Here is a 13,708-nt window from a genome sequence, read left to right on the forward strand (position 1 = left end):
CAGCAACTTCGATGGTTTTATGCTTTTCAATGTCTATCTAGAGTCTATCTAGCGGGTGGAATGTACCATCTACTATTTGGATTAAGCTAGATTGGCGGAATCTGAGAATTTCAGTAAGTTTGTAGCTACAAAAGATATAGACACCATTGAAGTATCGTATGGCGAAGAAAATGAAAACCGCAGAGGCGAGTGCACCCAGCCTCGAAGCCATCCTCTTTAACTGCCGAGATTATCTCCGCAGTAATGCTTCTCTCAACGATAAGCGAGACTTGCTCCTGACGCTCGTCTTCCTCCGCTTTATTGGAGAGAAGTTTGAGGACGAGCAGCAGAGACTACGCCAGCAGTGTCTCGATAATGGCATGACAGACGAGGAGGAGATAAAAAACTTCCTCGACCAACCAGGCATGTATAGCGGTATCGCCTTCGTGCCAGCAGCGGCGCGCTGGGGAGAGCTCATACTCCTCCCCCCGACAAGGCTCAACGCCTCCCTCGACGACGCTCTGAATGCGCTAGAAAATAGTGGCGAGACCTTCAAGGGGTGTGTGCGTCAGGGACTCTTCACGAGTATCAATCTAGAGGCGAATGTCATCAAAAAGGTAATGGACGAAGTACACAAGATCTCGCACAAGACCTTTGGCACTGAGCGAGACCTCATCGGACGGGTGTATGAGTACTTTCTCAAGAGCTTTGCCATCAATGCCACCAAGGAGGAGGGCGAGTTCTATACGCCCCACGATATTGTGGAGCTGATTGCCGCCTTTGTCGAGCCGTTCGATGGTACACTCTACGACCCTTGTTGTGGCTCGGGCGGTATGTTTGTGCAGTGCGCCAAGTATGTTGAGGCGAAGCAAGGTGACATCATGCAGGTCAATGTCTATGGGCAGGAGTCTGACCCCGCCACTTATCGCTTGGCGAAAATGAATCTTGCTATGCGTGGTATCTCGCACCACCTCGGTGAGCGCAATGCCTCCACCTTTACGAATGATATGCACCGAGGCTTGACCTTTGACTACATCATGGCCAACCCACCCTTCAATCTCAAGAAGTGGTACGACGTCTCCCTCAGCCATGATGCCCGCTGGGCAGACTATGGCTTGCCACCCGAGGGCAATGCCAACTATGCTTGGATACTCCACATGCTCTCGAAGCTGCGTCCTGAGCGTGGTGTAGCGGGTTTCCTCTTGGCAAATGGAGCTCTCGGCGATGGCGATGCAGCAAGCATTCGTCAGAAGCTCATCGAGGCGGACAAAGTCGAAGCCATCGTCGTACTCCCGCGCGAACTCTTCTATACGACAGATATATCCGTCACGATGTGGATACTCAACCAAAACAAGCGTGGCGGACGCTGGCACGACCGCCAGCTTCGCTCGAGACAGGGCGAAGTACTGTTTATGGATTTGCGTAGCTGGACGGGAAACAGTGTCAAGGGGGAGCAGAAGAAGAAAGTGATATTTACCGAGGAGCAAGTCCAGCGAGCCGTAGCCATCTATCACGGCTGGCAAGCGGAGGGTACAGACGGCGCAACCTATGCCGAGCCCGAACTCTATCGCTCAGTAGGTATAGACGAGCTACGAGCCAATGACTTTACACTCGTTCCCAGTCGCTACATTGAGTTTGTAGACCGTGATAGCCACATCGATTACCAACAAGTGCTGAGCCAAACGGCACAGAGCGTGGGGACACTGCTCCAACGCCAAGAGCAAAACGACAAAAACCTACGCAAAGCACTCCAACAGCTCGGCTATGACTGCAAATAAAACGAAGTGGGTACGCCTCGGAGACTATATCGAGCGAAGTATGGCAAATAACAAGGATTTGACATACGGAGTAGACCTTATTCAAGGCGTAAATAGCGATGGGACATTTAGCTCTTCCAAAGCGAATACGATAGACATCAACCTTAAACCATATAAGATTGTCTTGAATGGAGATTTTGTCTACAACCCATCTCGTTTGAACATCGGCTCTATTGCATATCGTCAAGAGGGGCTTTGTATCGTATCTCATCTATATGTAGTCTTTAGGCTCAATGAACGAGGTCGGCAATGTATTATTCCAGAGTTCCTTTATCTCTATTTTCGGCGCGATGAGTTCTTTCGTCAAATTACATTCTTAAACTTTGGCAGTCAAAGACCTGAGTTTAATTTCTTTGAGATGTCTGACATTCGCATTCCTCTGCCGAGTATGGAGGTGCAGCGGGAGTTGGTGGCTACTTACGAGGGCTTGAAGCGTTTAGCCGAAGACAACGAAGCTTTGATTGCTCCACTGACCGAGGCTTGTCAGGCGTTTATCGTTGACTGCAAACGCCAATACCCCTCTGTCCCCCTCGGCGACTATATCGAGGAGGTGGATGAGCGCAACACAGAGGGAAAATACTCTGTAGAGGACGTAATGGGCATCAGCATAGACAAAGTATTCATTGACACGAAAGCGAATATGGAAGGGGTTGCACTTACTCCGTACAAGCTTGTGAAACCAACAACGTTTTGCTATGTTTCAGTGACATCTCGCAATGGAGGTAAAATCTCTCTTGCCATCAATAGCAGTGAGCAAACCTATCTAGTTTCATCTTCATACGAAGTATTCAAATGTATAGGCGAACTGCTCCCTGAATACCTCTATATGTTACTTAGTCGAGGTGACTTTGACCGCTACGCACGTTTCAATTCTTGGGGCAGTGCCAGAGAAACATTTAGCTGGGAGGAGCTGTGCCGTGTACAAATACCCTTGCCTCCACTTGAGGTACAGCAGTCTATTGTGAACCTCTACCATTGTATTGAGGAGGCGAAGAGCATTGCCCGAGAGGCGCGCGAAAGACTCACAACGCTTTGCCCCGCCTTGGTACAGTATGCCATAAATGCCTGACAAACTCACACGAAGCGTATGCCCCCAAAAGATAAAGATTGACGACTATGAAGTTCTACGAAAGCGACTACGAAGCGGCTCTCATCGCTCTCCTGCAAGAGGTGGGATGGGACTACACGTATGGGGGTGAGCTACATCGCCACAATCAAGAGCTCCTCCTGACGGCGGACTTGTCCAGTTTCCTCCAGAGCCAGCACCCCGAGTTAGAGTCCGACGATGTGACGAATATCATCGACCACCTGCGCCACACGGGTGGGCAGACTCACTTTGACCGACTTCGCGCTACCTATCACCTCCTTGTAGACGGCTACCGCTATACAAGACAGCGTGATGGCGTGGCTTTTGACATTTCTTACATAGACTTCGAAGAGGTGGAGCGTAACCACTTCCGTGCAGTCAACCAGTTTGAGGTAGGCTATGGGCAGGGGGGAGACATCCGCATCCTCGATGTGCTGCTCTTTGTCAACGGCATACCGCTCTGTATCTTCGAGCTGAAGAACCCCACCGATGCCACAGCCTCCATAGCTAGTGCCTACGAGCAAATACATACACGCTATATGCGGGACATCCCCCATCTCCTGAGGTATTGCCCACTCTCCTGTATCAGTGATGCCACACGAAACAACACCAAACTTGGCACTACCTACACGCCCTATGAGCATTACTATGCTTGGAAGAAAGTGCGCAACGAAGAGCCCTCAGCCCAGAGCGGAATAGATCAAGTACGCACCATCGTGTGCGGTGTGTATGAGCCGGTGCGCTTCCTGGAGATATTACGAGACTATATTTACTTCCCCGATGTCAAGAGCGACAAGGTGGAGGAGGTCGTGTGTCGCTATCCGCAGTTCTTTGCTACGAGACAGCTACGAGACCACGTTCTCAAGGCTTACGCTGAGAGGGATCCTCGCGGGGGAACTTACTTCGGAGCTACAGGCTGTGGCAAGACCTATACGATGATGTTTCTCGCTCGGCAGCTCGCACTACGCTGTCCCGAGTTGGGTTCGCCCACCATCGTTATGATTGTGGATCGTGACGACCTTCAGACACAAGCGGGCAAGCTCTTCCTGCGCTCTAAAGAGTTTTTGTCACTCGGAGCAGCCGAGGTAATAAAGAACCGATCCGATCTCAAAGAGGAGATGAGCCTGCGTGAGACAGGAGGCTTTTTTATCTGTACTGTTCAGAAGTTTTGTGAGGAGACGGGATTACTCAACGAGCGACGCAACATCGTTTGCTTTTCGGACGAAGCCCATCGTACACAAGTGCGCCTCAACACACAACTCAAGGTCAAAGACAAAGACAAAGATAGACTAGGTGCATTTGTCACCAAGCCTTATGCCGAGCTGCTACGTATCGCCTTTCCCAACGCTACCTTTGTGGGCTTTACGGGTACGCCTATTGATGATACGATCCAAGTTTTCGGACAGATCGTGGATAGCTACACGATGCAGCAGGCTGTGGCAGACGGCATCACCCGAGACATCAAGTATATACCACGTATTGCCAAAGTAACACTGGAGGCAGAGAAGGTCAGGGAGATAGATGCTTACTATCAGCAGTGTGCCGAAGATGGTGCGACAGAGGAAGATGTCGCTCAGAGCAAGAAGGCTATGAGTGCGATGGAAGTAATACTTGGCGACGACGACCGACTGGAACGCTTGGCAACCGATATCATTGAGCACTACACGCAGGCTTGTGACAACCGCATCGATGTGGTGCAGAAGGCTATGATCGTCTGTAGTAAACGAGAGATCGCTTATAGACTATTACAGAAGTTCAAAAAGCTCCGCCCAGATTGGTTCATAGAGCGGAAGTCGCCCGATGATAGTCACCTGCCCCAAGAGGATCTACAGAAACTCACCCCTATGCCGACCATAGCTATGGTGGCAACACGTGGTAGCAATGATGCGGCAGATATGTATCACTACTTAGGCGACAAGAAGCGTATCAAAGCGATGGACGATGCCTTCAAAATGCCCGAGAGCAACTTCCGCATCGTTATCGTGGTAGATATGTGGATTACGGGCTTTGATGTACCTTGTCTGACCTATCTCTACAACGACAAGCCTCTGCAAAAGCACTCCTTGATACAGACCATCAGCCGTGTCAATCGCAACTACCCTGGCAAGGACTTTGGTTATGTGATTGACTACATCGGCATTCACAAAAACATGATGGAGGCGATGCGTTCTTTCGAAGGTGATGATTTCGGTCCCAGCGAGGATGATGTGGCTCAAGCCCACGAGGCTCTGCGCATTGAACTAGAGATTATCAAGCAGCTATTCTCAGGCTTTGACCTTTCGCCCTTTACCGACAAAGGGGCAACGCCCTTAGCGCGCTTGGAGTGCCTCTCTCAAGCAGCTGAGTACATCCTCACGATGAGTGAGACACTGAATATAGAGAATGGTAAGGGTGCCCCTAAAAAGGTGGGAGCCAAGACCTTCTTCTTAGCTCATGTGAAGCGACTGAGAGCGGCTTACGATGTGTGCCAGCCCTCTGGCGAACTCTCGCACGATGAGCTCTCCCTCTCGCAGTGCTATATGGCCGTAGCTTCGTATGTGCGTAAGACTTCAGGCGAGAAGCACGACGTGGAGAGTATGAATAGAGCGGTCGAACGTATGGTGCAGGAGGCTCTGCGCTGTAACTCCGTGGTCAGTATCTTAGATACCGATGTCGAGGAGCAAATATTCAGTCCAGAGTTTACCGAGCAACTCAAGAATATTAAGCTCCCGGCTACAAGGCTCGAGCTCTTGGTCAAGATGCTGCGCAAGACCATCCGAGAATACAAAAACAGCAATAAGGTAGCAGCTGAGAAGTATGAAGATCTGCTTCGTAAGACGCTAGAAGCTTATCACGAGCGAAAGGAGGCTCTCGCTGCGGAAGAGGCGTCTGCTACTCAGAGCGAAGCTGTCTCTGCCATCATAGATGAAGCCACGAGGCAGGCGATGGAGTTGCTCCATCAGTTGGGTGAGGATAAGGAGAGCTTCAGAGGACTGGGCTTGACTTTTGAGGAGAAAGCTTTCTACGACATCTTGATATACCTCAGAGATAAGTATAACTTCGTATATGGCGAGGACAAGCGTGTAGGCTCACTCATCATCAACGATAAGTGCAAGGCACTGGCTAAGAAGATTAAGGAGCTAATCGATGTACAGTCATCGTTCACTGACTGGCTCAACAATCAAAAAATACGTGCTGATCTCAATCAGAAGATATACTTCTGCCTTCGAGGAGCAGGCTATCCGCCTCAGTATAATCAAGAAGTCTTTGACCAAGTGATGGAGCAGGTGGAGCACTTCAAAACCTATGCAAGGGAGTAAATGCCCGCTTTCAATATGGTAGGACTCAATAAAAAACACTGGATACATTTATTATGGATTATAGAAGTAAACTTTCATCTCTTTCTCATAGATATAATCCAGAAGGATTACAACTCGTTGAGAACAGGCACTATAGCAATAGTGGTTTAACCTTTACAGACGGGGAGGTTGTTCAATATGTAAAAAAAGCGATGTGTGCGGTAGATGAAGAGTACACCAGAAAAACAAAACAAGCAGGAGAGAATGCTAAACTTCATCTAAGTAATGAACTAACCGACGTTTCATTTAAGTATCAGGGGTCTGTTATGACTGATACGCATATCAAGGGGGCTAGTGATATAGACCTTTTAGTGCTCTGTGAAAAGTTTTATGAAACTGAGATTTATAGAGTTCGAGAAGAATTACAGAGACAATATTTATATTCTTTTCAGGAACTTTCCAGGCTGAAAAATTACGACCGTTCCTTTTCTTTATATCAAGGCAATCGGGCAATGGATTTGACCAATCTTAGAGCGGATATTGAAAGGATAATGAGACAAACCTATGATGAGTGTGATATATCACATGCTAAAGCTGTAAAAATAAGAAATAAGAATCTGCATCGTGATGTAGATATCGTAACAGCCACTTGGTTTCAATCCTTCAGCTATGTTTTGCAAGGAATGCCTAAAGAAGGACTAGGAATCAATATATACAACAAAGATAAAGGATATTCGGAAGGTCCAGATTATCCATTTATGAGTATCTCTAGGATTAATGCAAGAAGTGCGGAAACTCAGGGGAGATTGAAAAGGATGATCCGTTTTCTAAAGAATGTTCGAACTGACTCTAATCTCAACATCCCTTTGACTAGTTTCGATATCAACGCAATATGCTATTCAATTCCAGTACATGACTATGTCCATCTCGATTATAAAGGTTTGGTTCATGTTTTGTGGTCTGCGATGTTTCATTTATGGTGCGACCAACAGGAAGGACAGCTCAAATCTGTTGTCGGGGATGAATATATTTTCCAAGGAAAGCCTGAAAAAGTAAAAGCATTAAAGATGCTAGAGAATGAGGTGTACAAAATTAAAACTGATTTGGAGAGAGTATGAAACCAAGAATTTTTATTGGTTCCTCTAGCGAGGGGCTTAAAATTGCTGAGCGAATTAAGAGGTATTTTTCACCAGATTATGAGTGTTTTCTTTGGACGGATGATGTATTCAAAAACAATGAATCCTTTCTAGAAACTCTTGTCAAATCTGCGAGCTTGTTTGATTTTGGCTTTATGGTTTTCTCTGCAGATGACGAGGCTTTTGTGCGAAATGAAAATTTTGAAACTCCACGAGACAATATTCTTTTTGAATATGGTCTTTTCCTTGGAAGAGTGGGATTAGATCGAGCTTTTGTTATTGCTGAAAACACAGTTAAGATTCCAACAGATATGTTGGGTATAACACAAACACGCTACAAAGTTGAAGAAAATAAGTCTGGAGAGAAAGAAGCAACAGACTCCTTGGAAATCGGATTAGAAAAGCTGAAGAAACAAATTGATGAGAATCTGCATTTAGGGCATCTTGGACTTCTGCCTTCGACAGTAGTTGCAATCTCCTATTTTGAGGGATTTGTTAAGCTAGCAGCAGAATGGATTATGAATAGTATCCCTTCCATAGAGTTAGAAGGTAAGAGCTACGAAAAATGCATCCTTTATATCAAAGTACCAGAAACTCTTGATACTGATATAAAGAAAAGTGCAACACTATTCTATAAAAAGCAGGGACTTCATGAAACTGAAATTACAACAGGTCATCGGAATTATCCGATACATTTTGAGGCAAAGGATAATACTAACAATACGTTAGAAATCTATGATATGCCAACAATACTTAGTGGTATCGACAAAGCTATCGATATGTATTTTAAAGTAGGGCATATTGGGAAAACTAATCAACAGCGATTAGCAGAGGACAATGAGATGAACAATTTCAAACGGGTTCTTCAATTATTAATCAACGAAGATGCGTTTTGTCGTGAATGCGTAAAAATAATATGACACCTTACTTGTCTTTTTAAATTAACTATTAAGCTTACCTCCAGCTGTTGCAAGGCGATGAATTCTTTGTATGACGGGTATGTCATACACCTGTGGTGAAAGTCCACGCGGGGCGTAGTTGCCAACGAACCCCATAGCGACTTGCAAGTTTCAAGGGGTGACCCTTGGGAGAGAAGAAGCAATAGCGAATTCGTGGACTGACGAACAGAAACCTAATACCAAGGCGCATCAAGCGGACAAGCTGGCACGAGGCAGTGAAGATCCAAAAGGCAACCGTAACCTTGATGCGTAAATTAGGCAGGTAAACGATGAAAGATGTATGGTTTATCCCGTGAGACCTCGGCAGTCCTCAAGGATAGTAACAACGAATGTTGAGGAGTCAGCAGAGGTCGAAGTAGCCGTTCTCGCGCAGAACAAGGCGAAGGACCGAATAATTCGTAATGTCAATCAAGAATGTATGTTCCGATGTTTTTGCTGACGAGTGGCAATGGTCAAAACGTCAATGCGATCGACCACATAGAGCTAAGCACGCGAGCATCGGAAGCGGAAATTAAGAAAGACGGAAGATGAAACTAATCGAACATGATTAGACACTCTTTGAAAACGAATTAAACCGCCGTATGCCTAACGGCACGTACGGTGGTGTGAGGGGGAAGAAAACGAAAGTAGGTCAGAAAACTTTCGTTTCCCAACCTACTCGATTTTTTCAAGAGGAAGGATTAGTGCTGAAGTTGATGGGAGAGTGAGGTTTGCTCCTCCGTAAGTCGTTGCTGCTGGATGGCGAGTTCTGCCTGTCGCTGAACTGCTTTTTCGTCGTTAATGACACGTTGTTCTAGAGTGGCAATGGCTTCGTTAGAGCGGTGAGTTTCAAAGATGCTATCGAGTTGGGCGAAGGCGGGGGTGCTGACTGAATGCTCCATACGTAGGATGCGATATCGTAGGGCGTAGCTTTCGAGGGCTTGATTGACACTGTGAAGATAGACCGCCCAACCGATAGTGCAGGCGATGAGTACGATAGATATTCCCCAGATGAGCCACTCTATCCAACGTTTGACATCAAAGAGGTAGTAATTCTTGACCTCTGGAGGAGATTGTGTCTCTTGAATTTTCTCGGAGAGAGAGGCTATGCTTTTAGCTTGTCGCTCTTGGTTCTTTGCTATGCTATCTTTGATTTCTCGGATTCGTTTGCCTAGGACGATAGCGACATCTGTCAGTTCACTCTTGAATTTGCCATCTGTCTCAATCTTTTGCCCAATAAGGCGTGCTACATCCATAAGAGAAATAGCGTCATCTTCTGAGGAATTGGTTGCGGGGTTAGGTTGAGATACAAGGTTGGTGATACTTGCTTTGAGCTCTCTGTTCTGTTGCTTGATCTCCTCTAGTACTTCAAGGAGAATATTCATTTGTTCGTTCATAATCTTCTGCGTTTTAGTTTCTTTTTAGCTTGATTTCTTAGTTTACGTTGGAATACGAGTTCAGCAACGTCAACTGCTGGGACATTGCTGTCAAAGAGTTCTTCAATGAAGTTTTCAGATGAACTCACAGACTCTCTTTGTTCGGAAATCTCTGGTGCTTTTTGAGAACTGAGAACCTTTGCATTCTGCTGGAGGAGTATAGATAACTTTGAGTAGCTACAAGAGCGGTCAATGTGTGAGCCACTGAAGCTAACTCCATCCATGCTAAAGACTACGCCCTCAATGATATCTGTTTTGCCCTTGGTCTTGAACTGCACGTCAATACTCTGCTTTTGCAAAGCAGAAACAAGCTGTTCCCAATTCTTGCACTTGGGCAATACCTCTGTAATAGCATCGTAGATGGTGTAGCGAACTTTGTCATTGCCACGCAGTCTATTTCTTTTAACTTCCGTCTTGCCTTCTCCGAGCTTCAGATGATACTTGTCTGTAAGCTCTCTGCATATCTTGGTGGAGCGAAACTTCTCATTACTATCCGAGATGGTATTGCCGTAATTGTCTACCCGATTGATGCAGATGTGGAGATGCGGATGCTCCCTGTCCATGTGTTTAACAATTAGGAACTGAGTATCTGAGTAACCCATCTGCCTCAGGTATTCCCGTGCAATATCAACCATCTTATCGTCATCCAGTCGCTCACTGTCTTCGGAAGAAAAACTGAGGATGGTGTGACAGACTGGCTTCTTGATATTGGGTCGCATAGAGGCTTGCAGGTTGAAGTCTACAGCAATCTCATTTGATGTAGCATCAACTCTTACACCTTCACCATCAAGAATACGAGCCATCCCTTCACGCTTACCCAGCATGTAGGTAATCACTCCAGAGAATGATGTCCCTTTGATGATCTTTGCAATCATAACTTCAGATCCTTGAGATGTTTGTCCACGTATATCCTTAGTAGCTTAAGCTCTGTTGGGGCTGCAGAAATGCCATAGGTATTAAGGCGACGAGCAATCTGATTGATGTTATTCGCAATACCTGAGAGCTGACGAATCTCATTCATCTGTTCAGGGGTAATGCGAGCCTTCACTTGGCTCTCATAAATAAGTGTGCGTAGATACTCACTCTTATTTAAGCCTGCCTCGTTCGCCTTGCTCTTAAGGGTGAAATACTCCTTGGTATTTAGTTTGAGCAATACGGAATAGCTTCGCTTTTCCGATAACTTTTTCTTAGGGCGACCGCCCTTGTTCGTTGTATTATCGTCCATAAATATTCTGTCAATAATAAGACCATCGGGATGATTTTTCGCCTCCCTTTGGTGGGGTGAAAAGTAGGTTTTGGGTACCCCAAAACACAAACTTGCTTCTCTGAAAAATCTGTATGATAGATATGGCTCTGCCAATCTCTGCTTGATTGCTTTTGGAAGAACCGTAATTGTACTGAGGCTTTTCAAGTGACGAAGCAAAATAGATCACGTGAAGAGTGATTAACGATCACGTGACGAAAGATCACCTGAGTTTTATCTTTCGCTTAGACTTCATACTTATCTCTTTAGGAATTCGCTTTTGACATAGAAAGTCATTCAGATCCTTAAAGTCCGAAAACCTTTCTGAGATGTTTTCGACAGGGAGATTCAATCTCAAGAGTCTATTTCGGGCATCCTTTCCCGCAGTATCGTTATCGAGAAAGGAGTTTATCTTCTCGTACTTAGCAAGGAGAGGAATTGCTTTCTCGAGGTTGCTAACAGAGTTAAGGATTAAAGCTGAACTCTCTTGCTCTTTGGGATTCATCGTCAATAAACTTAGGTAATCCATAAACCCTTCAAAGAGATGGATTGACTTGGTGTCATTGTCAAATAGAGAAATCTCCTTTGGTGGAATACAACCTTTGAAGAATGAGTTAAGGGTTTCATATCCACCAGCATTATTCGGAAAGCCAATAGAGAAATAGTTCTTACCATTTACTCTATAATGAACCTCCTTGCAGTACAGCTGAGCGATGAGAAAAGAAATTCGTCTGTTTTTCAACAACTGAATTAACGCTGGGTGCTGTAGCTCTTGAACTCTAATGTCTGATAGCCCTTTATGATAGGGTGTTTGCTGACGAAAAGAAAAAGAGTTGCTATTGTGGAGAGGGCATGCTTGTTCTATGGCAATGAGTGCCTCAGAAACAGTCACAATATGATTGATTTTCATTGCCAAATCAATAATATTCCCTCTTTCCCCACTTCCAAAGTCGTGCCAGCAGTTGATGCTTGTATTGACTTTGAATGAGGGCGTACTCTCTGACCGCAAAGGAGAGTAGTACCAAAGACTATTGTTTAGTACTTTGACAGGCTTTATGCCGAGCGTGAATAGGTAATCCTGTAGCGGAATTAGCTTTGCTTGTTTTGCATTCATCTTCTGATCTCTTTTTCTTTTCGTTAGCAATGGAAGTCTCTATTCAGTTCGGTATGGTACAGGAATATATATCCTGATACCGAACCGAACTGATTTACAATTGGTATGGTATGGGTCAAAACCTTATATGCCCATATCGGACTGAACCGATAATCAATAGTAGAAATTAGGCTCATACGAGTACTTCTTATTCTTGAGTGTGATCATTCTCTTATTCTTCAGGAAAGTGAGTAGCTTTTTTGTTTTCCCTATACCATATGTAGTACCGACAATCTCAGCGTATCCTTTTCGTAAGGCATCCACTAGCTCACCATAACCTAACCCCCCTTCACTTTCAGAGAAAACCACTTCTAAAGCTTGTCGGTGTTGATCCTCTGTAAGCTCTGTATAGTCGAAGGCCGTTTTTGAAGTAATCGCTTCATCTTGAAAGTTTGTATCCAACTCGGGGACATTGATATGGTCTGGCTCATCAGTGATACGAAAAGCAAAATTCTCGAAAGGCTTTGAGCGGATAAATGTGGGTGATACGATGGATCTATCGGGGTCTGTCGGATCTTTGGTTACTTGAAGGACAGTTTCTGCCTTATTGTTGAGTTCAGTCCCAATATGACCTCTACTATTGTCATCACCTTTATTTAGATGAAGCACAGTCTGGATATGGATGCCTCGCTCACTAGTCCACTGCATAAGGTTACCGATAAGAATCGTAGATTGAGTAGGATTGTTGATGTCGAGTATCAAGTCTCTAATTCCATCAATAACGACAAGTCCCACCCCTTCAATCTCATAGATCGCCTTTCGAATCACCTCGCATCGGATTGCAGGGTCAGATATTTCTCTAAGGTGACTGAAGATGAGATTCTCAGGTTGTTGGTTAAGTGGTAGTCCAGCTAACTTCAGTATTCGCTGTAATACCAGTTTGCAGTGAAATGGACTCTGCTCAGTATCGAAGTAGAGGATTTTTCTTTTTTCTGAAGGAAGAGATGCTCTATACTCTAATACCTGTCCGTTGATAAGTGCGGCTGCAACGATGGCAGAAACATTAAAGGTCTTCTTTGCCTTGGCTTTGCCTGTCGAGGCACTAAAGTTTCCCAATGTGCCAATGATGGCATCATCCACTTGGAGGATAACGGGTGGTAAAGAGAACTCATCCGTTACACGGACTAAAGACTTCTTCCAAAGGGAGTCATAGTCTACATTTTGGCTCTGTGGAATCATACTCATCTCCTTCCTCCGGTTTTCTTGCCTGCCAGCTCCAATGCTAGCTCAGCATCCACGATAATCTTTCGACCAATTTGTGTAATGGCTTGGTCAATTTTCCCGCTTTTCTTGATACGATTGGCTGTTGGAATACTGCACCCAAATAGCTTTGCTATACCTGCAATACCATAGACATATTTCTTGTGGGTATTAGCTAAAGGAGAAACTAGTTCAGTTGCCACAGTTCGATTAAGTCCCTCTTTGAGGAACTCCATAAATTCGCCACTCGTCATTTGCCATAGTGGCTTATTTTCATCTGTCATAAACTCTCAGATAAGCTTGTTAAACATTGTGCTTCACTGGCCATGTAAAGCATTGATCTTTTGCAGTCTGCAGTGCAAATCTATGATACTATATTGAGAGTTTAAAGGGTCAGGGATATATCGGGAAGTGTCGAGAAGTTTAAGGGGGTAAGGAGAG

The 13,708-nt window shown here is 45.2% G+C and carries 11 protein-coding genes; 5 read left to right on the plus strand and 6 right to left on the minus strand.

Going from position 1 to position 13,708, the window contains the following annotated elements; genetic code table 11:
- Window positions 1-158 precede the first annotated feature (158 nt).
- The 5 genes from ACLWMH_RS07890 to cap12 are packed head-to-tail and all read left to right on the plus strand — an operon-like array spanning window position 159 to window position 8,217.
- The gene (locus tag ACLWMH_RS07890; RefSeq protein ID WP_411916143.1) at window positions 159-1,757 is read left to right on the plus strand and encodes an N-6 DNA methylase; all 1,599 of its coding nucleotides are present in this window, start codon (window positions 159-161) and stop codon (window positions 1,755-1,757) included.
- On the plus strand, window positions 1,744-2,865 hold the full coding sequence (locus ACLWMH_RS07895; protein ID WP_411916144.1) for a restriction endonuclease subunit S: 1,122 nt from the start codon (window positions 1,744-1,746) through the stop codon (window positions 2,863-2,865). Before ACLWMH_RS07890 ends, ACLWMH_RS07895 begins: the two co-directional genes overlap by 14 nt.
- A 47-nt stretch (window positions 2,866-2,912) precedes the next feature.
- Window positions 2,913-6,182, plus strand: coding sequence for a type I restriction endonuclease subunit R (locus ACLWMH_RS07900; protein WP_411916145.1), 3,270 nt, complete (start codon window positions 2,913-2,915; stop codon window positions 6,180-6,182).
- A 53-nt stretch (window positions 6,183-6,235) separates the two neighbouring features.
- Window positions 6,236-7,279, plus strand: coding sequence for a hypothetical protein (locus ACLWMH_RS07905; RefSeq protein WP_299281497.1), 1,044 nt, complete (start codon window positions 6,236-6,238; stop codon window positions 7,277-7,279).
- On the plus strand, window positions 7,276-8,217 hold the full coding sequence (gene cap12, locus ACLWMH_RS07910) for a CBASS system CD-NTase-associated NAD(+) hydrolase Cap12 (protein WP_299281495.1): 942 nt from the start codon (window positions 7,276-7,278) through the stop codon (window positions 8,215-8,217). Before ACLWMH_RS07905 ends, cap12 begins: the two co-directional genes overlap by 4 nt.
- Window positions 8,218-8,936: 719 nt before the next feature.
- Here the strand turns inward: cap12 and ACLWMH_RS07915 are convergent.
- The 6 genes from ACLWMH_RS07915 to ACLWMH_RS07940 form a co-directional block, all read right to left on the minus strand.
- Window positions 8,937-9,632 (minus strand): hypothetical protein, encoded by a 696-nt coding sequence (locus ACLWMH_RS07915; protein WP_411916146.1) that lies wholly within the window; start codon window positions 9,630-9,632, stop codon window positions 8,937-8,939.
- Entirely contained in the window at window positions 9,629-10,546 is a 918-nt protein-coding gene (locus ACLWMH_RS07920) for a relaxase/mobilization nuclease domain-containing protein (protein ID WP_411916147.1), read from the minus strand. The genes ACLWMH_RS07915 and ACLWMH_RS07920 overlap by 4 nt, the downstream gene beginning before the upstream one ends.
- Window positions 10,543-10,896, minus strand: a complete 354-nt coding sequence (locus ACLWMH_RS07925; RefSeq protein ID WP_411916148.1) for a MobC family plasmid mobilization relaxosome protein — start codon at window positions 10,894-10,896, stop codon at window positions 10,543-10,545. The genes ACLWMH_RS07920 and ACLWMH_RS07925 overlap by 4 nt, the downstream gene beginning before the upstream one ends.
- 241 nt (window positions 10,897-11,137) lie before the next feature.
- Window positions 11,138-12,028, minus strand: coding sequence for a toprim domain-containing protein (locus ACLWMH_RS07930; RefSeq protein ID WP_411916149.1), 891 nt, complete (start codon window positions 12,026-12,028; stop codon window positions 11,138-11,140).
- A gap of 153 nt (window positions 12,029-12,181) precedes the next feature.
- Window positions 12,182-13,246 carry an AAA family ATPase gene (locus ACLWMH_RS07935; RefSeq protein WP_411916150.1) on the minus strand — a complete coding sequence of 355 codons (1,065 nt, stop codon included), beginning with the start codon at window positions 13,244-13,246 and terminating at the stop codon, window positions 12,182-12,184.
- Between the two features lie 2 nt (window positions 13,247-13,248).
- Window positions 13,249-13,551, minus strand: a complete 303-nt coding sequence (locus ACLWMH_RS07940; protein WP_311480130.1) for a DUF3853 family protein — start codon at window positions 13,549-13,551, stop codon at window positions 13,249-13,251.
- Window positions 13,552-13,708 lie beyond the last annotated feature (157 nt).

This window comes from Porphyromonas miyakawae, from assembly GCF_045865415.1.
GTDB lineage: Bacteria > Bacteroidota > Bacteroidia > Bacteroidales > Porphyromonadaceae > Porphyromonas > Porphyromonas miyakawae.

What these genes read in the sequence shown, in the direction of transcription:
- cap12 (WP_299281495.1), top strand. Translation starts at nt 7,276, where the DNA reads ATGAAACCAAGAATTTTTATTGGTTCCTCTAGCGAGGGGCTTAAAATT.
- ACLWMH_RS07920 (WP_411916147.1), bottom strand. Translation starts at nt 10,546, where the DNA reads ATGATTGCAAAGATCATCAAAGGGACATCATTCTCTGGAGTGATTACC.
- ACLWMH_RS07925 (WP_411916148.1), bottom strand. Translation starts at nt 10,896, where the DNA reads ATGGACGATAATACAACGAACAAGGGCGGTCGCCCTAAGAAAAAGTTA.
- ACLWMH_RS07905 (WP_299281497.1), top strand. Translation starts at nt 6,236, where the DNA reads ATGGATTATAGAAGTAAACTTTCATCTCTTTCTCATAGATATAATCCA.
- ACLWMH_RS07935 (WP_411916150.1), bottom strand. Translation starts at nt 13,246, where the DNA reads ATGATTCCACAGAGCCAAAATGTAGACTATGACTCCCTTTGGAAGAAG.
- ACLWMH_RS07930 (WP_411916149.1), bottom strand. Translation starts at nt 12,028, where the DNA reads ATGAATGCAAAACAAGCAAAGCTAATTCCGCTACAGGATTACCTATTC.
- ACLWMH_RS07915 (WP_411916146.1), bottom strand. Translation starts at nt 9,632, where the DNA reads ATGAACGAACAAATGAATATTCTCCTTGAAGTACTAGAGGAGATCAAG.
- ACLWMH_RS07900 (WP_411916145.1), top strand. Translation starts at nt 2,913, where the DNA reads ATGAAGTTCTACGAAAGCGACTACGAAGCGGCTCTCATCGCTCTCCTG.
- ACLWMH_RS07890 (WP_411916143.1), top strand. Translation starts at nt 159, where the DNA reads ATGGCGAAGAAAATGAAAACCGCAGAGGCGAGTGCACCCAGCCTCGAA.
- ACLWMH_RS07895 (WP_411916144.1), top strand. Translation starts at nt 1,744, where the DNA reads ATGACTGCAAATAAAACGAAGTGGGTACGCCTCGGAGACTATATCGAG.
- ACLWMH_RS07940 (WP_311480130.1), bottom strand. Translation starts at nt 13,551, where the DNA reads ATGACAGATGAAAATAAGCCACTATGGCAAATGACGAGTGGCGAATTT.